Source organism: Mariniflexile sp., from assembly GCF_041583155.1.
In the GTDB taxonomy this organism is placed as follows: domain Bacteria; phylum Bacteroidota; class Bacteroidia; order Flavobacteriales; family Flavobacteriaceae; genus Mariniflexile.
Window position 1 is genome coordinate 60913 of sequence record NZ_JBFHGK010000016.1, and the last position, 22241, is coordinate 83153.

The window sequence follows — 22241 nt, forward strand, 5'->3', positions numbered from 1 at the left end:
AATAATAAACATCAAACAGAATGAGTAACTATCACATTAAACATTTAGAGGAATACTATCAAGTTTACAGAAAATCTATTAGAGAACCAGAAAATTTCTGGGAGGAAGTTGCCGAAGAGCATTTTGTATGGCGTAAAAAATGGGATAATGTTTTAAGCTGGGACTTTAAAAAACCTGAGGTAAAATGGTTTGAAGGCGCTAAGTTAAATATTACAGAAAATTGTATTGATAGGCATTTGGCCACTCGTGGCGATAAAACGGCTATTTTGTTCGAACCGAACAATCCTGAGGAACCATCAGAGCATATTACATATAATGAATTGCACAAGCGAGTAAATCAATTTGCTAACGTGTTTAAAAATCAGGGTGTTGAAAAAGGGGATCGTGTTTGTATTTATGTACCTATGATTCCTGAATTGGCAATAGCGGTATTAGCTTGTGCTAGAATTGGTGCCATTCATTCGGTGGTGTTCGCAGGGTTTTCTGCTACTGCATTGGCTACGCGAATAAATGATAGTGATTGTAAAATGGTAATTACTTCTGATGGTGCTTATAGAGGTTCAAAAACCATCGATTTAAAAGGTATTGTTGATGAAGCCTTGGAAAAATGTCCTGGTGTAAAAAGTGTTTTAGTTGCAAAGCGAATAAATTCAGAAATTAATATGAAAAGTGGTAGAGACCAATGGCTACAGCCACTTTTAGATGCGGCATCAACCGATTGTAAGGCAGAAATTATGGATGCTGAAGATCCGCTCTTCATCTTGTATACATCCGGTTCAACGGGGCAACCAAAGGGAATGGTGCATACCACTGCAGGTTATATGGTTTATACAGCGTATACCTTTAAAAATGCTTTTCAGTATCGTGAAAATGATGTGTATTGGTGTACTGCCGATGTTGGTTGGATTACTGGGCACAGTTATATTGTTTATGGCCCATTAGCGAATGGTGCTACTACGGTTTTATTTGAAGGAGTGCCTAGTTACCCCGATTTTGGAAGGTTTTGGCAAATTGTTCAAAAACATAAAATTACACAATTTTATACAGCACCAACGGCCATTCGTGCCTTGGCAAAGCAAGGTGTTGAAATTGTTGAAAAATACGATTTAACGTCTTTAAAGGTACTTGGCAGTGTAGGAGAACCAATTAATGAAGAGGCATGGCACTGGTATAACGATGTAATAGGAAAAAACAAAAGTCCTTTAATAGATTCTTGGTGGCAAACGGAAACAGGAGGAATTATGATAACGCCTATACCGTATGTTACGCCAACAAAACCAACCTATGCTACACTGCCTTTTATAGGGGTTCAGCCAGCTTTAATGGATGAATTTGGAAATGAACTTAAAGGCAATCAAGTTGAGGGGCGTTTGTGCATAAAATTTCCTTGGCCAAGTATCGCAAGAACTATTTGGGGGAACCATGAACGTTACCGAGAAACCTATTTTTCAACTTATGAAAATAAGTACTTTACGGGAGATGGTGCCTTACGGGATGAAGTAGGTTACTACCGTATTACAGGTCGTGTAGACGATGTTATAATAGTTTCAGGTCATAATTTAGGTACAGCACCTATTGAAGATGCTATAAACGAACACCCTGCTGTTGCTGAAAGTGCCATTGTTGGTTTTCCACACGATGTTAAAGGAAGTGCGTTGTATGGTTATATAATACTTAAAGATACAGGTGAAAGTAGGGTTCATGATAATTTACGTAAAGAGATAAATCAGCTTATTTCTGATAAAATAGGCCCCATTGCAAAACTTGATAAAATACAATTTACGCAAGGCTTACCAAAAACACGTTCAGGTAAAATTATGCGTCGTATTTTACGTAAAATTGCTTGTAAAGATACTAGCAATTTAGGGGATACTAGTACGCTATTAAACCCAGAAGTGGTTCAAGAAATTATGGATAATGCACTATAATAAGGTGTAGTAGTATTGAGTTCAAGATTAAAAATGGTCAACAGTTATTTGGTGATAATTGTTGACTATTTTTCTATAAGATATCCCCAATTTAAGTGTTTGCGTTTATCCAATCGGGCTAATACTTTCAGAAATATAAGGGCAGTAATTAATGCGTCGCCAGTAGCAGTATGTCTATCTACGATTGGAACATTTAATTCTTTAGCTAATTCATCTAATGAGTAGATTTTGTCTTTATCTCTATATATGACATGAATCGATTTTTTATATAAAACACCTGTATCTATAAACTTATTTTTAAGTTTTCCTAAGCCATGTCTTAAAAGCATTTCGTTTACCATGTTCTTGTCGAAATTGGCATGATGTGCAATTAAAACATCATTTTTTATATAAGCTAAAAAGGCTTTAATAGCATCTAGTTCCGATATCTTTTCTTTAGATTCGGATTTCATTAAACCATGAATTTTAACAGTTTCAGCTTTAAAAATGTCTTGTTTTAAATACAATTCCAAACTATCATTTACGTTAATTGTTTTTCCCGTAAAGGATACAGCCCCAATAGATAAAATACGGTCTTCTTTCTTGTCAAACCCTGTGGTTTCTGTATCAAAAGCTATAAAACGAGTAGCAGGAATAGTAGATTCGTTTTTGGATTGGAAACAGTTGATATAGTCATTCCAAAAATCTGGATAATTGGATTTTTTCTTAAAGAGCCAGTTTATCATTTTGTTACATAAAGTTTTTTAAATCAAACCTAATCTTTAAGGTTTCTTGAACTTCTTGGATGGGTTTAAAACATCTTTTTAGTTTTAGTTTATCTTCTTTTGATAGCGTGTCTAATTTTATATACTTACCAGAATCGTTATGTAATAACCCTTGTTTTGTTTTAAATTTTAATAAAGCTTTGAAGGCATATGAACAGGATTCATACAGTTCTTTATTGTTTTTCTCTAATTCAGCTAATTTTTCAAATCGTTCAGCAGTATTATTTATGCCTTTTATGTTGTGGCTTAATATCAATAATCTTGCTGCATCAATTAAAGGCATTAATGCCCTGCTTTTTATGTTGAAAAGGTCTTTTTCTTCTTTGTTTTCTTCTATAATAAATTGCTTAAAGAAGCTGAGGGTAGGTGGGTTATTAATGGCATCTTTTCCTAAAAACTTAAAAAATAAAGACGTTTTGTTTAAGGATTCGTATATGGAATTTGATAATGCATCTACCAGGTCATTATCACCATAAACCGAATTATAATCGAAAAATATAGAAGATAGTAAGATGGCTTTTTCATCGGGATGTAAAATCCATTTTTCAAATTGTAATTTCCAATCGGTTATAGATTTACACCATTCCATATTGCTTGCCATCATGTTAGCATCACAGTATTCAAAACCAATTTTATTTAATGATTTTGTTACCATTTTAGCTAGTTCTAAAAAGTAAGCTTTGGTTTCTAGGAGTTTACTTTCTTCAACATCTTCAAAAACAATCGCGTTATCCTGGTCTGTAAACAACAATTGTTCTTTCCTGCCTTGACTACCTAAAGACAGCCACGAAAATGAAACAGGAGGTGGTATATGCATTTTTTTTAAAGCTATTTCTATAGCTCTAATTGTAATAGCATCATTAATTTGAGAAATAACTTTTACAATATGCGAGATTGGAATGTTCTGTTCTAAATAACTTTTTAACAGTGTATTGGCTTTAAGTCTTGCTGTTCGCAATCTTTTTGTGCGTTTGGCACGTTTAATTTCTTTTAAAATTACGGAAGGGTTGTTGCCTAAAGTAACTAGTACATCGTGATGTGTTAAAACACCAATAAGTTTTGAATTTACAGTGCCATCTTTCGTAATACACAAATGTCCAATAGTATGTTTGATCATCTGCAACTGGCCATCGGCTACGGTTAAATCTTTTTTGTCTGTAATTACGGGTGAACTCATGATATTAGTAACGGGTGTTTCTATGGGAAATAAGCCCGTAGCTATTTTATTTTTAATATCACTATTGGTAATAATTCCAACTGGGTGGGTGTTTTTATCTACAACAATGATACAGCCAATTTTATGAGTACTCATTTTGATGGCTGCCTCTTTCAAGGATGAATTAACATTACAAGTAATTGGGTTTTTTGAATAATTTGCGGTTTGAAAACTTACAATATCCTGTGAAGTTACCGGTAGGTAATCGGCAAATATTTTGCCAGTTTCTTCTGCTGTATAAGGATCGTAGGCATTTGTGGCAAAGGCTGTAATTAAAAATTTATAAATACTAGCATTACCTTGTGTAACTGCTTGGAACGTGCTTATGGGAATGGCATAAACAATAGATTCTTCGTTTGCGGTAGCTGTAAGTTTGTAATTTTCTTTAGCAATGAGGGGGCGAACACCAAAAATATCGCCAGCATCACTTATGTTTACTATTTCTTGTACATTGTTGGAATCGGTATGAAAGGAAGTGATGGCACCATTTCTAACCATATAAAAATGCTCGTTAAAAGCATCTCCTTTTTTAAATAAAGTGTCTCCTTTTTCTAAATATATTATAGAAACTTGAGTTGAAATTTCTAATAAATCATCCGCCTTCAACATGTTAAAAGGCGGATAGATTTTTAAGAAATCGTATACACGTTCTGCAATAGAGTTTTTCATGTGTTTATAATTGTTTTGTTTATGGACACATGCTTATAACTATTAATTCTTCCGTTGGAGAATAAAATATGGAATGTGCTCGTTTTGTTCATTAAAGTTACGAGACATTTTAAAATTTTTTTAGAATTAAATTAATTTAAAATCTAATAGTAATTCTCCTTCAATGGAGGCTTGTAAATGATCGCCTTTAACATTTAAACCTGTACCAAGGGCAGGTGTTCCTGTAAATATAAGATCTCCAGGCTCAAGTGTCATATAAGTTGAAACAAAAGAAATAATTTCACTAAAATTATAAATCATAAAATCGGTATTTCCTACTTGTTTTTGTTCTCCATTGATAACCAAATCAAAATTGATATTGTTTAAATCAGGGAAATTTGAAACTGGTTTAAAACTCGAAATCGGTGAAGCTCCGTCAAACCCTTTAGCTAATGCCCAAGGCCCTTTATTTGCTCTGCTTGCAGCTAATACGTCTTTTGCGGTGTAATCAATTCCAACAGCGATTTCAGAAATATAAGAATCGGCAGTTTCAACTGAAATGTCTTTTCCTTTTTTACCTATTTTAACCACTAACTCAACTTCGTATGCCAATTCCTTTGTAATAGAAGGAAAAACAATATTGTCATTATTAGTAACTAATGTACTTTCAGCTTTTAAAAATATTAATTGATCTCCCGTTTTAATATCTGCAATTTCAGCTTTATCACTTACATAGTTTTTACCAATTCCAATTATTTTCATAATGTTTAATTTTTATTAATGTTGAAGTTGTAAATTTAGTAAATAAGCCGATTAATTTAAACTATATTTAACTTCTTTATTATAAAAGTTAATGCTGTTTTCTGTATCTTTAGAACTAACAACTAAATTCTAAAATTATGAAAAAGGTAACGGGATATGCAGCCAAGGAGGCAGGTGCAACTTTGGATGTATTTCAATATGAATTGCCAAATATTGGTGGTGAAGAAGTGGATATTAAGGTGATTTATTGTGGTATTTGTCATTCAGATATTAGCATGATTCATAATGACTGGGGTATGAGTCAATACCCTTTAGTACCAGGACATGAAATTGTAGGAGAAGTGGCTGCTCTTGGAAAAGACGTAAAAGGTTTGAAAATTGGCGATAAAGTAGGCATGGGCTGGAGTTCTGGCGCTTGCATGCATTGTAACCAGTGTTTAGACGGAAAGCAACATTTATGTAACAGTTCGGAGGCTACGATTGTAGGTCGTCATGGCGGATTTGCCGATTTCGTAAGAGGCCATTGGTCTTGGGTAATTCCATTACCAGAAGGTTTAGATATGGCTAAGGCAGGCCCTCTATTTTGTGGCGGAATTACCGTGTTTAATCCTATTGTTTTGTCGGGAGTAAAACCAACGGATCGCGTGGGTGTAATAGGTGTTGGAGGTTTAGGACATATGGCGATAAAATTTTTAAAGGCATGGGGATGTGAAGTTACAGCCTTCAGTTCAAATCCTAATAAAACAGAAGAGATTTTAAAAATGGGTGCACACCATGTAGTTGATTCTACCAAGCCAGAAGCTTTAGAGAGTATCGCTGGTACGTTAGATTTTATTTTGAATACAACCAATGTAACTTTAGATTGGAATTCCTTTTTAACCACACTGGCACCTCAGGGAAAATTACACACAGTTGGTGCGGTTTTAGAACCTATGGCGATTCCTGCATTCAGTTTAATTATGGGTGAAAAATCGGTAGGAGGAAGCCCAATAGGAAGTATCGCGTTAACTAAAAAGATGTTGGAGTTTTGTGTACGACACAATATTTATCCAACAGTTGAAGAATTTAAATTGGAAGATGTCAATAAGGCCATAAAGCATTTAGAAGACGGTAAAGCCCGATTTAGAATTGTATTGAAAGTATAAACAAAATGTTTAATTAAATTTTATTAAAAATGGCAAAATCACATGATGCTAAGAAAACGGTTAAAAAAGAACCTCTTTTAACACCTAAGGAAAAGAAGGCAGCGAAGCTTGCAAAAAAATCTAAACGCGATTAAAGACTTATAAACTTTAGTATAATTAAACCACTTTTTAAAGGTGGTTTTTTTATTTATAACAATCTGTAGAATACACCGTTTAGAATGGTTATTTTTGCGACTTCTAATATTTTATAATGCGACACTTAAAACAATACGCTGAACCTAGCGATAAAACAAAGTCAAAAGTAACTATGGCACAAGCCTTTAAAACCATTATTTGGCCAAGGCGAAATTTGGTTTTTATTGGATTAATTTTGATAGTTATTAAAAGTCTTTCTGCTCTAGTATTGCCTTGGCAGAGTAAAGTATTGCTTGATGATGTAATTCCAAATAAAGATTATACACAGCTTTACACATTAATAGCCATTGTTTTAACAGCTATTTTAGTACAGGCAACTACCTCATTTTTATTAACCCGTATTTTAAGTGTACAAGCACAGTATTTAATTAGTGAATTGCGCGCCCAGGTTCAAAAAAAGGTTCTTTCGTTACCTATTAATTTTTTCGATAATACAAAATCTGGTGCTCTGGTTTCTCGAATTATGAGTGATGTTGAAGGTGTACGAAATTTAATTGGTACTGGTTTAGTGCAATTGGTAGGCGGTAGTTTTACGGCTATTATTTCGTTGATAATCCTTATTAAATTGAATCCCTGGATGACACTTTTTGTGTTTGTACCACTCTCCATTTTTGGATACATTGCACTTAGGGCTTTTAAATACATTCGCCCCATTTTTAGAGTTCGTGGTAAAATAAACGCAGAAGTAACAGGACGTTTAACTGAAACCTTAGCAGGGGTTCGGGTAATAAAAGCCTTTAATGCAGAAGCGCAGGAGCAAGTTGTATTCGAAAAAGGCGTAGAAAAACTCTACCAAAACGTGAAGAAAAGTTTAACAGCAACAGCGTTTATGACGAGTGCTTCTACCTTTTTAATAGGTGTTGCAACAACGGGTATAATGGGTATTGGTGGTTATTATATGATTAATGGGGAAATGACAACAGGTGATTTTTTATTCTTCACCTTAGTTCTCGGTTTTATGATTGCCCCAATTGTACAAATGAGTAATATTGGTAGTCAACTAACCGAAGCATTGGCAGGTTTAGATAGAACCGAAGAACTTATGAATATGACTGCAGAAGAAGACAATGTAGAGCGTACTATTGAGTTAAAAGATATAAAAGGAGAGATAAGCTTTAATGATGTGTCCTTTGCCTATGAAGCCGGTAAACAAGTATTGCATAATATAAGTTTCACAGCTCCAGCAGGATCGGTTACAGCTTTAGTAGGAAGTTCGGGATCTGGAAAGTCGACTATTGCTGGTTTGTCTGCTACTTTTTTAACTCCAAAATCAGGAATGGTAAGTGTTGATAAACAGGACTTATCAAAAGTAAAGTTGAGTTCTTATCGCCAATATTTAGGTGTGGTTTTACAAGATGAATTTTTGTTTGAAGGTACTATTCGTGAAAATATCATGTTCCCAAGACCAAATGCTACCGAAGCTGAACTACAAAGTGCTGTTAAGGCTGCTTATGTAAATGAGTTCACAGACAGATTTGAAAATGGCTTGGACACGTTAATTGGAGAGCGAGGGGTAAAATTATCCGGCGGTCAGCGTCAGCGTTTAGCAATAGCGCGTGCTATATTAGCGAATCCGAAAATTATTATTTTAGATGAAGCGACTTCCAGTTTAGATACCGAAAGTGAAGCATTAATTCAAAAAAGTTTATCAGAATTAATTAAAGATAGAACTACCATAGTAATTGCTCACCGTTTAAGTACAATTAAGAAAGCAGATCAAATATTAGTAATAGAAGCTGGACATATTGTAGAACGAGGTAGTCACGATCAATTGATTGCTTTACAAGGAAGGTATTACGATTTATATACTTATCAGGCGAAGATATAAACCAATTATTTTTGTTAATCAATTAGAGGCTAATAACGGAACAATACCGTGTTTTAAAAACCTCAAAAATAAACTCTAACCCAAGGTAATGAGAAGCTCTATGCTATGCTAACCGCACGGTTTTGTTTTTTGAGATATAGAAATATAAACAAGGATAATATGCCGAAAACTGAAAAGCCAATAAATAGTGGTAAGACAGAAGTTTTAACAAATCCGCCAATGTAATTTGCTATGGGAACAGCAAATACGGTAGATATAAACCCGTTTAAAGCTGCGCCTATTCCAGCAATATGTCCTAGCGGCTGCATGGCAAGGGCTCTTAAGTTTCCAAACAAAAAACCTACAGCAAAAAATTGAATTGCAAAAAAGACTACCAAAACATAAATACTTGGGTTTACTCCAGACCAAAACATAACAACATATAGCAAGGACACGGTACTATAAGCAATAGTGGCGAAAAAACCTAGGCGTAACATCCCTAACTTAACAACTAAGGTGCTATTTAAGTAAGTTGCCAAGCCTATAGAGATTGCCAAACTAGCAAAGATGTAGGGAAACATTTCAGCTAAATCATATTGTTGCTCAAAAATTTGTTGAGAGGTGCTCAAATACACCATAAATGAACCAGTTATAAAACCAGAAACCAAGGTGTAGGCAATGGCTTCAGGATACTTAAAAAACTCTTTAACACCATTTGCAAATAAGTTTGTTGAGAATTTGATGCGTTTTTCTTTAGGTAATGTTTCTGGTTGTCTTCTCCAAAACCAAAACATAACACCAACGCCGAATGCTAGGTTAAAATAAAAAATGGCTTTCCAGCTAAAAAAGTAAAGCAAAAAAGTACCTAATGTTGGAGCAATTACAGGAACTAAAATAAAAAACATCACAACAATCGAGGTTATTTTGGCCATGTAATTCCCACTATAGGAATCTCGAATCATAGAAATAGTTAAACTTCTTGGTGATGCTAGTCCAATGCCTTGTAAAACTCTTCCTATAATCATAACCTCAAAACTTGAAGTGTTTACACAAATAATACTTGCAAAAATGAAAACTATAAACCCCACGAAAACAACAGGTTTACGTCCTAAACTATCGGATATTGGTCCAAAAATAAGTTGCCCAAAACCAATACCTAAAAAAATCATTGTAATTAATAATTGGTTATCGCTTGGGTTGGTAATATGTAGCGTTGTTCCTATTTCTGGTAATGCAGGTAATAACGCATCTATTGATAAAGCAACAATGGACATTAACGAAGCCATCAACGCAACAAATTCAAATTTAAAAGTTTGTGTTTTTTGCATGCCACAAAAGTAATGTTATTAAAAAGTTTAAATGTTAATTTAGATTAATAAACCACAGTATTATTATTAAATTTGTCTTAAACTTTATTTTAGATGAATATAGAGCCACTTTTAAAATATATAAGTAAATATATAGATTTAACAACTGATGAAATTGCTTTTCTTAAATCTAAAATAACAGTTAGAAAATTTTTAAAAGGGCAATATATTGTGCAACAAGGTGATGTTTGCAGATATACCTGCTTTGTATTATCTGGTTGTACAAAAACCTTTTATGTAGATTCTGAGGGGCAGGAGCATATTTTAATGTTTTCCATAGAAGATTGGTGGACTTCAGATATGGGCAGTTTTATAACCCAAACCCCTGCCGATTTTAATGTGCAGTGCTTAGAGAATTCTGAATTAGTCATATTTCCTTATGAATCTTATGAAAACCTTTTAGCTGGTATTCCAAAATTAGAGCGTTTTTTCAGACAAATTATAGAAAAGGCTTTTGTTGCGTCTCAAAAAAGAATTGTTAGAAACAATAGTCTTTCGGCTAAAAATCAATATTTGTATTTTCGAGAACAGTATCCATTAATCGAGCAACGGATACCCCAATATATGATTGCTTCTTACTTAGGTATAACAAAAGAATTTCTTAGTAAAATAAAAAGTCAGCTTATATTAGAGCAATAAATGTTAATCTAGTTTAACATCATTTCATAAACTACTTTATTTTGTATAACGTTTATGTTTTTCATCTTTGTATTGTCATATTGATAGTTCAACACGTGAATACACTAATTGAAAAAATAAGCGCTGTAAACGATTTAATTCTTCAAGGAAAAGCTTTAGAAGCCTTTGAGGATTATTATCATGATGAGGTGGTTATGCAAGAAAACGACAATCCGTTGTGTATTGGAAAAGCACTGAATAGAAAACGAAAAGAAGCTTTTTTTGCAGGTATTACAGAATTTAAATGTGCAAAACCTTTAAAAGTAGCTGTTGGAGAAAAAACTACTATGGTGGAATGGGAACTAGAATTCACTCACAATGATTTAGGTTATAAAAAATTCACACAAGTAGCAGTTCAAGAATGGCAAGAAGGTAAAATTATAAAAGAAAAATTTTATTACGGAAATTAGTATTAACTTAAAAAAAAATAAACAATGAAAAAAGCAATTAAAAATTTAGCAATTGTAGCTCTAGTAGCATTTACATCTTTCGCCTTTACTACAAAAGCTGGAGAGAAAAAAGATATTAAAATTGATAAAAGTAAAGTCGTTTGGAAAGGTTACAAAGTAACAGGTTCTCACGAAGGTACCATCGCAATCAAATCCGGTTCATTAACTTTTGAAGATAATAAATTAGTTGGTGGCGAATTCGTAATTGATATGACTACTATTAGTTCAACAGACTTACAAGGAGATTCTAAAGGGAAATTGGATGGCCACCTAAAATCGGACGATTTCTTTGGTGTTGCAAACCACCCAACATCTACATTAGTATTTAAAAAAGTAACACCTTCAGGAAAAAATTCTTATAGTGTAACTGGCGATTTAACAATAAAAGGTAAAACACACCCTATTACTTTTGTAATGTCTATTTATGGAAATAAAGCAACAGCATCCTTAAAAGTTGATAGAACTAAATACGACGTGCGTTACGGTTCTACAAGCTTCTTTGATGGTTTGAAAGATAAAGCTATATACGATGAATTCGATTTAGTATCAGACTTAGAATTCTAAATTACAGAGTGACTAATAGCAAGTAAAAAGCGTTCATTATTGAGCGCTTTTTTTTGTGGAATTAAAACACATGAATTAAAATAAATTCTTACATTTGATTGTAGCATCCATTCTTAATATTTGCCTTTTTCATAAATTTATTATAAAAACATAGCTATGAAGGTTTTCGAATGTCCTAATTGTGAATCACCTGTCTTTTTCGAAAATACAATTTGTAAAAATTGCAACACTGCTTTGGGTTACAATCCGTATTTTGATGCATTTGAAATACCTAACAACAACCAAAGCAACTTTTCAAAGCTTTGCACTAATGAAGCATGGGGTGTTTGTAACTGGTTGGTAGATGCTAATCAAAACAAAGAGTTTTGTTTGGCCTGCAGTTTAAACAGAACAGTTCCCGACAGAACTAGTAATGAGAATTTTGAAAAATGGAAAAGATTAGAGATTGCCAAACATCGATTAATTTACCAATTGTTAAAACTGAGGTTACCAATTGTTTCAAAATTAAAAAAATCGGAGGGTATTGTTTTTGATTTTTTATCTGAAAACAATGATAAAAATGTGCTAACAGGGCATGCCGAAGGAGTAGTAACTATTATTTTATCCGAAGCCGATTCTGTACATCGTGAGCAATTGCGAAAACAGATGAATGAACCGTACCGAACACTTTTGGGGCATTTTCGGCATGAAGTTGGTCACTATTACTGGGAACTTTTGTTTGATGATTCCAATATAGAATCGTTTAGACAGATGTTTGGAGATGAGCGTATGAATTATGGTGATGCTTTGGAGACTCATTATAAAAATGGTGCGCCTGAGAATTGGAATCAAAATTTTATTAGTGAATATGCCAGTAGCCATGCCTGGGAAGATTGGGCTGAAACCTGGGCACATTATTTACATATTATGGATACCCTAGAAACAGCCCACAGTTTTGGTATGGTCTTCCAGCCTGAAAAACAAGCAGTAAAAAAGTTGGTAGTTACTTCAAGTTTAAACCCTTATGCAACAGAAGACTTTAACGTTATTTTTGAAGCTAGTATGGCACTAACTTGCGCTGCTAATAGCTTGAACAGGTCTATGGGGTTACCAGATATTTATCCGTTTGTGGTACCAAATAAAGTAGTTGAAAAGCTTACATATATCCACAATTTGCTAAATAACAGCAGTTTGGTTATTCAATAAATGCTTCATTATTTTAGTGATAGTATTATCTGATAGCACTATTTCTAATTGAATTTTTAAAAGGTTATCTTTGCCATATAAATAAAAATTTATAAATGTCTTTTAAAAAAATAATTGAGCCGCTTAAAGATAATTTGCAACGCCAAGGTATAACAGAACCAAATGCACTTCAAAAGGAAATATTATCAAAAATAAAAGGAGGCAAAAATCTATTTGTAATAGCGACTAAAAATGCTGGAAAAACAACTAGTATTGTTATTAGTGTCATAAATAAATTAAAAAAAGCTTTTGAAGATGCGCCTCGTGCATTAATTTTTGTGAAAGACAAACAGTCGGCATTACACCTTGCCGAAATTTTCAATGCCTATAAAAGGGGGACAGATTTACGGGTATATTGTGCTTATGAAGAGCATAATATAGAGTTACAGCGGGAAGACTTGTATTTAGGAACCGATATTGTGATTGCTACGCCTAAACGGTTAAACAGAATATTTTATCTTAACGGTATTAATTTGAATAAGTTACAAATGTGCATTGTTGAAGATGCTGAATTCTTATTTAGAAACAATAATTTTGCTGAGGTAACAAGAACTCCAGAAAGCATTGGAAGATGCCAATATTTAGTTTTTACTGATAAATATGATGATCGTTTTGACCGTTGGCAAGAGTCCTTCATGCACCTTGCTGAGGTAATTGAGTTATAATTAGCACAAATATTAATAATGCTATTAAAGGGTGCTTTTTTAACTTTCATATTAAAGAAATAATAATTTATCAAGGTGTTTTTTAATTTTAATTCGAAGTAATTATACTCGTTTTGCCAATTTTTGTGCAAAAATATTTATTATTTTTGTAGTCATTTCAAGTAAAACCTTTAGCCATCGAAAGTTTCTCTCTATTTAGACTTGGTATAAGCCATAACCTAATTAAAAAGCTCTGTTTGTCATGCTTTTTAAGTTTTTGTACGATGAGTTTTACTCAAAATGGAGCATCCAAAAATTACTTTAGGTTAGTCGATTCCGCCAATGTATATGTTAACGAAACTTCTGCAAAAGCTCAGGCATTTTTAGATTCTATTCCAGAGCCAATAGAAGATAAAATTAAAGGACGACTTGCCGACTATTATTTTCTTAAAGCCTTAATACATGATGAGCGAAGTGAATATGCACGTTCTTACCACAATTATGTGCTGTCTGTTAGGTATGCTGAAAAGGAGAAGAACTATAATGTGGCCGCAAATGCTAGTTTAGAACTTTTTGCAGGAATGTATTTTGCTAAAAAAGCTTCTATAGCGTATAGTTATTTAGATAAAGCAAAGAAGTATTACGAATTAGAGAATAATACCAATGGATTGATTGAAGTGGAGCAAATGCATGCTTATGTTGAATTTACCAATAATAACTATGAAGCCTGCAATAAGTTGTTATTAAAGAATTTGGATAAATACAAAAAGATAGAAGATGATGCTTATTTCTATTTATTTGCTACCTACATGCTAACTTCCAACTTTATTAAATTAGATAATTTAAAAAGTGCCTATGGTTACCTAAATGAATTTGAGAGTTTAGAACACAACCCAACCATTACAACTTATAATTATAACTCCTATAGCGCCGCTTTGTACATATCATTTGCGGAACATTTCTTTAAAACCAAAACTAAAGATTCTGTTTTTCACTATTTATCTAAATCTGAAAAGTACAGAAACAGCATGAACAAGGATTTAATAAGACGGTATTTGAATTTAAAAGTAGATACTTATAAATCATTAGGGGATTTTAATAATACAAAAGTATATCTGGATTCCATAGTTTATTTTGAAAACAAAATGTTTGATAAAAACCTGGAAGCAAGTATGCAAATAAGCCATGTTTTGCTAGAAAAGGAATCGGAGCTAAAAAATGAAAGTCGTAAAACATTTTGGAATGGTGTTTTGGCATTGCTATTGTTATGTGTTTTAGCATTTTTAAGCGTTTTCTTTTTTCTTTATTATAGAAAAAACAAAAGTAAGTTAAAGGCTACTAAAAATAAGATAAGTAACTTGTCATATTTGAAGTCCAATAACGAGAAATTAACAGGTAAGGTGTTGGGTCTAGAAGAGTATATTCTTAATTTGAAAAATGAAGTTCAAAATATTTCTAAAATACGTGTTGAAACAGAACAACGAGATAGAGTTAAGGAACTATACAAAAACTTACACCATAATGCTTCGGTACTTTTAGATAAAAGTGATAATCAAATTGAAATAGTTAATGATCTTAACGTAGAGTTTTTTAAAAAAATAGAGACCTTACATCCGCAACTTAACGACTCAGAAATTATTACTTGTTACTATCTTTTTATGGGATTTAAGAATAAAGAAATAGCCTTATTTTTAAACATTTCGGTTAGAGCTTTAGAAAGTAAACGCTATAGAATTTCTAAAAAGATAGCACTGAACACTAATGAAACTACCTTGCCAGATTATCTTCAAGAAACTTTTAAAAATTTATCCACTAAATAGATTTGTAGTATATTATTTAGTCTTTTAAATATTAGATAATATAAAACCTACATATTGCTTGGAATTTTCAAGTTGCGTAGTAATTGCGTAGTGCATTTATAGCGATTTTCAAGGAAGTTAATGATATTTGTTCTGCTATTAATTAATGCTGATTTTATCAGTACCCGAATACTTTTGTTTCTAAGTGGTTGGAAGTTGGTTAAAATTTAAAGACAGTTATCTGTTAGGAAATTTGATCAAAAACAAAAGTAGTTATCGACAATAATTTTGTTTATAGGGATTTAAAAAAGGAGTCTTGGGAGAGGCTCCTTTTTTTATTTTCTTAAATAAAATCATTAAAAATATTTCTTCTTCATTAAACAGTTTTATTTAATTTCATTTTAAAACATGTATAGTTAAATTAGTTGTGTCTTCAAGTCTAGTTAATTTACAATAGGTATATTTTAATATTTAAAGTTTCTTTCATATATTAAGGTTTTAGTAAATCCATCAGGATTTTACGTAAAATATTGTCTTTATATGCAATCTAACGGTATCCATATATCTCAAATTTTAAAAGGGACTATTTCAAAACCCAACAACACAAATAGTTTTGCAGTTTGTTGGATAAAAAATGGGATAGATTCTTTAAAAATAGATGGTATTTCGTATAAAAATGTAGCTAATTCTATCATTTTTATTGATGCCAGAAGTCAATGGAAACTAGTAAAAACGAACAGTGTTTTGGCTTCCGGTTATATACTTTTTATAACTCCGGAAATTTTAAATAATCCCATGTTAAGCAACTTACATATTAATAAAGTGCGATTGTTTAATTCTGAAGATATTCCTTTAATACAATTAAGCCCAGGTATAGAAAAGCGTATACAAGCCATTTTAGAAATGATGGACGAATTATTGGGTTCTCAGCTCAATCATAAAGATGAGGCCATAATGTCTTTACTCAATACCTTTTTTATTTATTGCGATGGACAATGTAATATAAAATCCGTGGCATCTAAATATAACTCCAAAGCTCAATTGGTTTATAGTTTTAAACAGTTGGTTAATACGCATGTTTTTAAACATCATGAAGTGGTTTATTATGCAGATAAACTTCATATTTCGCCTAAATATCTTAATGAATGTGTTAAGGAAGTTTTAAAAGTAGGTGCTAAAAGCATCATAATGGAACAGTTGCTAATGCGGTCTAGACATGCTTTAAAATTTTCAAACAAAACTATTAAAGAAATTAGTTTTTCATTAGGTTTTTCTTCACCCGATTATTTTTGTTATTTTTTTAAGCTCCACACGGGCAATACCCCCTCTGCACTTCGCAAAAAGCAATAATTTCTGAAAATCTAAGGTTTTGCCGTGTTTTTCGTAGTGATATTAAAGATGTGTGGTGGTATATTGCAGTAAATCAAAATATTATGGAACGAAAAGACTTTTTAAAAACATCAGGTTTAGGCATATGTCTAGTATTAGCACCTAGTTCTATTTCAGGACAGGCACCTTTAAAAAACGATGAAAACATTAGTACGCAACCCAAAATAGTTAAAGATGCTGAAGGTGATGTATTAAATGTTATTGGTGATATCCAAACACACAAACTTATAGGTAGTGATACCAATAATCAGTTAGTAGAATGGGTTGATAATGTAGATCCCGGGGTTGGAATTCCCCCACATATTCATACCAAAGAAGATGAAGTTTTTCGAGTTGTTAAAGGACAAATAGAAATAATGGTTAATGGGAAAACCACTGTTTTAAAAGCAGGCGATGTTGCTTTTGCTCCTAAAAATATAGCGCATTCATGGAAAGTAGTAGGGACCGAAAAGGCTAAAATGATAACTTCCGCTTTTCCTGCTGGTATAGAGCACATGTTTATGGAATTAGCAGAACTACCGGCTGGTCCTCCAGATTTTGAAAAGGTTGCTTCTATTTGTGGAAAACATGGTATCAGTTTTGTTTAAAAAACTTCTGACTGTAAGAATAATGAGCTAGATTTTTATTTTCGCTTGTTCCTTTTGTTGTAATTCTTATCACCTCTCGTTTTAGGCTTTTTGTATTTGGCTGCAATTTTAAATTTATATGAACCTCCCAAATTTTCTTTTTGGTTTTTTTGGGATTTTTCATGAAACGCTGCTCCAATATTTTCATCGCGCTTTGCAGGGTTGTTGCGTTCCTTAATTTGCGGACGCTCTTCTTCTATAAGTTCGGTAGATATTTCAACAGCTTCTGGGATTTCTAACAAGGTAACCGTCATTTGCATTAGGCCTTCTATAGCTTTAACGGACTCTTGTTCTTCCTCTGTTGAAAATAAAATAGCATCACCCTTACGTTCTGCACGACCAGTTCTACCAATACGGTGCATATAATTTTCAGGGTAATTAGGTGTATCAAAATTAATAACATGCGAAATGTTATCAATATCCAAACCACGTGCCATCACATCGGTAGCAACTAAAATACGGTTGTCTCCATTTCGGAACTGTTCAATACTACGTAACCGGTAGTTTTGGGTTTTGTTGGAGTGTATTACGCATAATTCATCATGATAATTACTATCCAAAATTTCAAATAAGCGATCAGCCATTTTTTTGTTCGAAACAAATACCAAAACCTTATTAAAAGTTTCCACATCGTTTAAAAGATGTTTCAATAAATTAGTTTTAGTATAAAAATTAGGAACGTTGTAACGTGTTTGGGTAATGTTTTCCAAAGGAGTACCAGAAACAGCAATGGAAACGCGCTCCGGACCTTTAAAGAAATCATTAATTAATGCATCTACATCATCGGTCATTGTTGCCGAAAACATGATGTTTTGGCGTTTTTCAGGAAGTAAATCGAATATGTTAATTAATTGGTGTCTAAAACCTAAATCGAGCATCACATCAACTTCATCAATAACCAGTTTTTGAATGGTTTTTAACTGTAATACGCGTGTAAGTGCTAAATCGTACATTCGGCCCGGCGTAGCAACTAATATGTCAACGCCTTCTGCAATTGCCTGTTTTTGGGTGTTAATGTTCGTGCCCCCATAAACACCTAATACACGGGTATTAATGTATTTTGCTAGTTTCTCAATTTCTTCAACTACTTGTACTACTAGTTCGCGTGTAGGAACTAATACCAAAACCCGAGGAGATTCTTGTGTAGAAAATTTCAGACCTTTTAAAATAGGCAGCATGTAGGCAAATGTTTTACCTGTACCTGTTTGGGCTATACCAACAATATCGGCACCTGAATTAACCACATTAAAGGATTCGGCCTGAATAGGTGTTGGTGTGGTAAAGCCTAAATCGTCTAAGGCGTTATATAAAGGCGTGTTTAAATTTAAATCTTTGAAAGTCACAGTAGCTGTTTAAGATTGCAAAGTTACACTTATTATTCTATTTCGCTTATAGCTTGAGTATTTCAATGGAATAACTTGCTTTAAACGTGTTGCCAGCGTCTAATTTTAAAATACCTTCTTTAGTGGTAAAGTCTTGGTTGGTATCATCATTGTCTGCAATACCTAACCATGGTTCAATACACACATAATCTCCAGTTGGTTTAGCCCAAATTCCTAAATAAGGAAAATCTTGGTAACTTACAGAAAGGATGTTGCCATGGGTTTTGCTCTTTAAAGTTACTTTTTTAGACTTCAGATCTTTAAAAATAAGCGCATCATCATTAAACATATCGTGGGTTAATGGCAATGTGTTTGTGTTGCTTAAGATGGGTTTGGTGTTTTTGGAAATGAGGCCGTTATCCATGTTTATGAGGTGTGTTTCTGAATTCTCAATGTATTCAAACTCCAATGAATAATCTTCATAAACCTCATTTTCAAATACCGGACATTTAAATGCAGGGTGTCCGCCAACCGAAAAGTAAAGTGGTTTTTTATCTATGTTTTTAACGGTATGCTGTACTTCAATACTGTTGTTATTCAAAGTGTAGGTTATGTAAAACTCAAATTTAAATGGATAGATTTTTAAGGAATCTTCACTATAATTTAGTTTAAACTTTAAGCTATTTGTAGTGCGTTCGTGTAATATAACGGCGTCGTTATTTCTAACCATACCATGTTTTGGTAACTTATAAGCATTACCTTCAAAAAAATAAGTGTCATTTTTTAATGCGCCAATAATGGGAAATAAATTAGGAGCAAAACTCCCCCAAACGTTTGGGTTGGCGTCCCACATAAATTCTGTTTCATTTTTTACGGAGGTAATTTTGCTCAATTCAGCACCTATGGCATTTACCATTATTTTAAGTTGACTATTTTCTAAAGTTATCATATGCCGTTATTTTAAACTAAAGTACAAAAGTTGTAAATTTTTAAGGAATCTAACTAACTTTACAGCTTAAATTTAATAGTTGAGAACCACCTTTAGCCATATTATCCCCGATGTAAACTTGTTTAAGGAGCAGTTATTGCATTGGGCTCAACAATTTGATGATGTTGTTTGGTTGGACTCTAATAATTATAAACAAGCCTATTCCAGTTACGATGCAGTGCTTGCTGTTGATGCATTTACTAGCATTAAAACCGATTTCACTCAAGCTTTTGAACATTTAAAAGGATACCAAACGGCTACTAAAGATTGGATTTTTGGTTATTTAACTTACGATTTAAAAAATGCTGTTGAAAATCTGGTGTCACAGAATTTTGATGGTTTACAGTTTCCCGATTTGTATTTCTTTCAGCCAAAAAAACTTTTCTTTTTTAAGGGAAGCCAAGTTGAAATGCAGTATTTAAATATGTGTGATGATGAATTTGAGGTGGATTTAAAAGCCATTCAGGCATATGAAAATTTAACTTATTCTAAATCAAATAATCTCAAAATTAAACTTCGCATCCATAAGGATGCCTATGTTGAGAAGATAAATAACATGTTGGCACACATACATCGTGGTGATTTGTATGAAGCTAATTTTTGTCAGGAGTTTTATTCGGAAGATACGCAGATTAATCCTTTGGAAACCTACTTTAAGTTAAATAGAATATCAAACCCGCCCTTTGCAACCTTTTTAAAATGTCAAGACAAGTATGTGTTGTCGGCTTCCCCAGAACGTTATATAAAAAAACAAGGGACTACAATTATTTCACAACCTATTAAAGGGACCGCGAAACGATCAAAGAATAATGAGGAAGATGAGCAACTAAAAAAAGAGTTGCAGACTAATGAAAAGGAGCGAAGCGAAAATATTATGATTGTGGATTTGGTACGAAACGATTTATCTAAAACCGCTAAGAAAGGTAGTGTTTTTGTTGAGGAATTATGTGAAGTTTATACATTTGACCAGGTACATCAAATGATTTCTACTGTAAAATCGGAGGTTGAACATACCACGCATCCGGTAGATATTATAAAAAGTACTTTCCCAATGGGTAGCATGACAGGGGCACCGAAAATTTCTGCAATGACTATTATTGAAGCTTTGGAAGAAACCAAACGCGGACTCTATTCTGGAGCAGTTGGGTATTTTTCCCCTACGGGTGATTTCGATTTTAATGTGGTTATACGTAGTATATTATACAACGAAACCAAGCGATACGTATCGTATTCCGTTGGTGGGGCTATTACTGCTAAAAGTGACCCAATAAAGGAATACGAAGAATGCTTGGTTAAGGCTAAAGCCATGCGAGAAGTCTTAGAAGACTATTCGATGTGATCGTTAAAATTCTTTTTTATTTCATCAAAAATAAGCGCAATCCGTTTGGTTTCAATATTTTTTACTTTTGAAATTTCTTCAAAACTAAGTTTTCCAAAAATAAACAAGTCAACAATATTAGATACATTTAAAGGAAGCCAACTATACAAGTTGCCCAGTGCTTTTTTACTAGAATCTCCTTTAGCCTTCGTGGCGTCAAGTGCATTTAAAACCGAGGCGCTTCCATCGCCATCATCATATAAAAAAAAGTTTTTTTTATGTCCATTTTGTTGATATGAAATGTCGTCTAAATCTTCATTCATAACATAGTCAAAGCCATCATCAATGGTGTAATGTTCTTCTAAGGCACCAAGTTCTTCTTCTAAAATGGCATTCGTGCTCACGGTGTTTTTATGAAATGCTTCTTTTTTATAGATAGCATCCAATTCCGCATCCACATATTTAAATAATTTTAATTTTAAAGCATTGGCGTCAATATCAATATCATAACCGTTTTCATAAAATTTAACGATGCTTTCATCAATAATTCCGCTAGAGGAGTACATTTTTTTAGGAATGATGCCTGTAGATTCCGCAATATAAAGGCGATGTTTTACGTAAGGATGTAATTGATGGGAAGTTGCCACAACTTTTTTGTTAAATGCATTTTGGGTGGCTTTGTCGTTTAATCGTTCAATAGTGCTCATAGTGCCTGTATTTAGTTGTCTTTCTAAATTTACAAAATTCTCTATTATTTTTAATGATTAAAATCATTTTTAGGTATCGGTATTTGTTTATATCGAAACTTTGCTATCTCGCTTCTTTCTCACATTAAAATAAAGATTAACTTTGAAATATGATTCATACCTTTCAAAATCACATTGATTCTAAACTGGCTTTTTTAAAGAACAGTAAATTGATTATAGCTATTTCAGGTGGCATTGATAGCGTGGTTTTAGCTCAACTTTGTTGTAAAATCGGTTTAAATGTAGCGTTGGCACATTGTAATTTTAATTTACGCGGGAAGGAAAGTGATGCCGACGAAGATTTTGTTTTACAACTTGCCGAAGAATTAGATTTAGAAGTCTTTATAGAAAGCTTTGATACTAAATTGTTTGCAGCCGATGAAAAGATAAGTATTCAAATGGCAGCAAGGGTTTTAAGATATCAATGGTTTGCCGAACTTACCGAACAACTTCATTTTGAATATATTTTAACGGCGCATCATGCCGATGATAACCTCGAAACGTTTTTGATAAATCTAACACGAGGAACCGGATTAGATGGTTTATTAGGCATTCCGGCAGTTAATAATAATGTGGTGAGGCCACTATTAAGTTTTACAAGAGAAGACATCGAAACCTATGCCAGAGCGCATAAGTTGGAGTGGCGAGAAGACAGCAGCAAT

Annotated in this window: 20 protein-coding genes; 13 read left to right on the top strand and 7 right to left on the bottom strand. The window is 33.1% G+C overall.

Features of this window, described 5'->3' with window-relative positions:
* Positions 1-20 precede the first annotated feature (20 nt).
* Positions 21-1928: an acetate--CoA ligase gene (acs, locus tag ABYI63_RS08110; protein WP_372755302.1), complete on the top strand. Its 1908-nt coding sequence runs from the start codon at positions 21-23 to the stop codon at positions 1926-1928.
* A gap of 65 nt (positions 1929-1993) precedes the next feature.
* On the opposite strand, the gene ABYI63_RS08115 is transcribed toward acs, so the two are convergent.
* The 3 genes from ABYI63_RS08115 to ABYI63_RS08125 form a co-directional block, all read right to left on the bottom strand.
* Complete coding sequence (locus ABYI63_RS08115) at positions 1994-2653, bottom strand: exonuclease domain-containing protein (protein WP_372755304.1); 660 nt, start codon at positions 2651-2653, stop codon at positions 1994-1996.
* Between the two features lie 4 nt (positions 2654-2657).
* The gene (locus ABYI63_RS08120; protein WP_372755306.1) at positions 2658-4577 is read right to left on the bottom strand and encodes a DUF294 nucleotidyltransferase-like domain-containing protein; all 1920 of its coding nucleotides are present in this window, start codon (positions 4575-4577) and stop codon (positions 2658-2660) included.
* A gap of 126 nt (positions 4578-4703) precedes the next feature.
* Entirely contained in the window at positions 4704-5318 is a 615-nt protein-coding gene (locus ABYI63_RS08125) for a fumarylacetoacetate hydrolase family protein (protein ID WP_372755308.1), read from the bottom strand.
* A 137-nt stretch (positions 5319-5455) separates the two neighbouring features.
* On the opposite strand from ABYI63_RS08125, the gene ABYI63_RS08130 reads away from it, so the two are divergent.
* A complete protein-coding gene (locus ABYI63_RS08130; RefSeq protein ID WP_372755310.1) occupies positions 5456-6463 on the top strand; it encodes an NAD(P)-dependent alcohol dehydrogenase in 1008 nt (335 codons plus the stop codon).
* Between the two features lie 250 nt (positions 6464-6713).
* Positions 6714-8486, top strand: coding sequence for an ABC transporter ATP-binding protein (locus ABYI63_RS08135; protein WP_372755312.1), 1773 nt, complete (start codon positions 6714-6716; stop codon positions 8484-8486).
* Positions 8487-8584: 98 nt separating this feature from the next.
* On the opposite strand, the gene ABYI63_RS08140 is transcribed toward ABYI63_RS08135, so the two are convergent.
* Positions 8585-9793 carry a multidrug effflux MFS transporter gene (locus tag ABYI63_RS08140; protein WP_372755314.1) on the bottom strand — a complete coding sequence of 403 codons (1209 nt, stop codon included), beginning with the start codon at positions 9791-9793 and terminating at the stop codon, positions 8585-8587.
* A 93-nt stretch (positions 9794-9886) separates the two neighbouring features.
* Between ABYI63_RS08140 and ABYI63_RS08145 the strand changes: the two genes are divergently transcribed.
* The 8 genes from ABYI63_RS08145 (at position 9887) to ABYI63_RS08180 (ending at position 17166) form a co-directional block, all read left to right on the top strand.
* Positions 9887-10471: a Crp/Fnr family transcriptional regulator gene (locus tag ABYI63_RS08145; protein ID WP_372755316.1), complete on the top strand. Its 585-nt coding sequence runs from the start codon at positions 9887-9889 to the stop codon at positions 10469-10471.
* 95 nt (positions 10472-10566) lie between these two features.
* A complete protein-coding gene (locus tag ABYI63_RS08150) occupies positions 10567-10920 on the top strand; it encodes a SnoaL-like domain-containing protein (protein WP_372755318.1) in 354 nt (117 codons plus the stop codon).
* Positions 10921-10944: 24 nt separating this feature from the next.
* Positions 10945-11523 (top strand): YceI family protein, encoded by a 579-nt coding sequence (locus tag ABYI63_RS08155; protein WP_372755320.1) that lies wholly within the window; start codon positions 10945-10947, stop codon positions 11521-11523.
* 156 nt (positions 11524-11679) lie between these two features.
* Entirely contained in the window at positions 11680-12708 is a 1029-nt protein-coding gene (locus ABYI63_RS08160; RefSeq protein WP_372755322.1) for a putative zinc-binding metallopeptidase, read from the top strand.
* A 95-nt stretch (positions 12709-12803) separates the two neighbouring features.
* A complete protein-coding gene (locus ABYI63_RS08165) occupies positions 12804-13412 on the top strand; it encodes a DEAD/DEAH box helicase (RefSeq protein WP_372755324.1) in 609 nt (202 codons plus the stop codon).
* Between the two features lie 263 nt (positions 13413-13675).
* Positions 13676-15211, top strand: a complete 1536-nt coding sequence (locus ABYI63_RS08170; RefSeq protein ID WP_372755326.1) for a helix-turn-helix transcriptional regulator — start codon at positions 13676-13678, stop codon at positions 15209-15211.
* A gap of 519 nt (positions 15212-15730) precedes the next feature.
* Positions 15731-16540: a helix-turn-helix domain-containing protein gene (locus tag ABYI63_RS08175; RefSeq protein ID WP_372755328.1), complete on the top strand. Its 810-nt coding sequence runs from the start codon at positions 15731-15733 to the stop codon at positions 16538-16540.
* Positions 16541-16623: 83 nt separating this feature from the next.
* Positions 16624-17166 (top strand): cupin domain-containing protein, encoded by a 543-nt coding sequence (locus tag ABYI63_RS08180; RefSeq protein ID WP_372755330.1) that lies wholly within the window; start codon positions 16624-16626, stop codon positions 17164-17166.
* Positions 17167-17201: 35 nt separating this feature from the next.
* Here ABYI63_RS08180 and ABYI63_RS08185 read toward each other — a convergent pair whose 3' ends face one another.
* Positions 17202-18548 (bottom strand): DEAD/DEAH box helicase, encoded by a 1347-nt coding sequence (locus tag ABYI63_RS08185; protein WP_372755332.1) that lies wholly within the window; start codon positions 18546-18548, stop codon positions 17202-17204.
* A 46-nt stretch (positions 18549-18594) separates the two neighbouring features.
* Entirely contained in the window at positions 18595-19476 is an 882-nt protein-coding gene (locus ABYI63_RS08190; RefSeq protein WP_372755334.1) for an aldose 1-epimerase family protein, read from the bottom strand.
* 79 nt (positions 19477-19555) lie between these two features.
* Here ABYI63_RS08190 and pabB point away from each other — a divergent pair, with 79 nt between their 5' ends.
* The gene (gene pabB / locus ABYI63_RS08195; protein ID WP_372755336.1) at positions 19556-20854 is read left to right on the top strand and encodes an aminodeoxychorismate synthase component I; all 1299 of its coding nucleotides are present in this window, start codon (positions 19556-19558) and stop codon (positions 20852-20854) included.
* Here the strand turns inward: pabB and ABYI63_RS08200 are convergent.
* Positions 20842-21540 (bottom strand): hypothetical protein, encoded by a 699-nt coding sequence (locus tag ABYI63_RS08200; RefSeq protein WP_372755338.1) that lies wholly within the window; start codon positions 21538-21540, stop codon positions 20842-20844. The two genes, pabB and ABYI63_RS08200, sit on opposite strands and share 13 nt — an antisense overlap.
* Positions 21541-21689: 149 nt before the next feature.
* On the opposite strand from ABYI63_RS08200, the gene tilS reads away from it, so the two are divergent.
* Positions 21690-22241 (top strand): tRNA lysidine(34) synthetase TilS (tilS, locus tag ABYI63_RS08205; protein ID WP_372755340.1); only part of this gene is annotated, 552 nt, incomplete at its 3' end.

Coding starts and splice junctions, on each gene's coding strand:
- acs (WP_372755302.1), top strand. CDS start 21: ATGAGTAACTATCACATTAAACATTTAGAGGAATACTATCAAGTTTAC.
- ABYI63_RS08115 (WP_372755304.1), bottom strand. CDS start 2,653: ATGATAAACTGGCTCTTTAAGAAAAAATCCAATTATCCAGATTTTTGG.
- ABYI63_RS08120 (WP_372755306.1), bottom strand. CDS start 4,577: ATGAAAAACTCTATTGCAGAACGTGTATACGATTTCTTAAAAATCTAT.
- ABYI63_RS08125 (WP_372755308.1), bottom strand. CDS start 5,318: ATGAAAATAATTGGAATTGGTAAAAACTATGTAAGTGATAAAGCTGAA.
- ABYI63_RS08130 (WP_372755310.1), top strand. CDS start 5,456: ATGAAAAAGGTAACGGGATATGCAGCCAAGGAGGCAGGTGCAACTTTG.
- ABYI63_RS08135 (WP_372755312.1), top strand. CDS start 6,714: ATGCGACACTTAAAACAATACGCTGAACCTAGCGATAAAACAAAGTCA.
- ABYI63_RS08140 (WP_372755314.1), bottom strand. CDS start 9,793: ATGCAAAAAACACAAACTTTTAAATTTGAATTTGTTGCGTTGATGGCT.
- ABYI63_RS08145 (WP_372755316.1), top strand. CDS start 9,887: ATGAATATAGAGCCACTTTTAAAATATATAAGTAAATATATAGATTTA.
- ABYI63_RS08155 (WP_372755320.1), top strand. CDS start 10,945: ATGAAAAAAGCAATTAAAAATTTAGCAATTGTAGCTCTAGTAGCATTT.
- ABYI63_RS08160 (WP_372755322.1), top strand. CDS start 11,680: ATGAAGGTTTTCGAATGTCCTAATTGTGAATCACCTGTCTTTTTCGAA.
- ABYI63_RS08165 (WP_372755324.1), top strand. CDS start 12,804: ATGTCTTTTAAAAAAATAATTGAGCCGCTTAAAGATAATTTGCAACGC.
- ABYI63_RS08170 (WP_372755326.1), top strand. CDS start 13,676: ATGAGTTTTACTCAAAATGGAGCATCCAAAAATTACTTTAGGTTAGTC.
- ABYI63_RS08175 (WP_372755328.1), top strand. CDS start 15,731: ATGCAATCTAACGGTATCCATATATCTCAAATTTTAAAAGGGACTATT.
- ABYI63_RS08180 (WP_372755330.1), top strand. CDS start 16,624: ATGGAACGAAAAGACTTTTTAAAAACATCAGGTTTAGGCATATGTCTA.
- ABYI63_RS08190 (WP_372755334.1), bottom strand. CDS start 19,476: ATGATAACTTTAGAAAATAGTCAACTTAAAATAATGGTAAATGCCATA.
- ABYI63_RS08200 (WP_372755338.1), bottom strand. CDS start 21,540: ATGAGCACTATTGAACGATTAAACGACAAAGCCACCCAAAATGCATTT.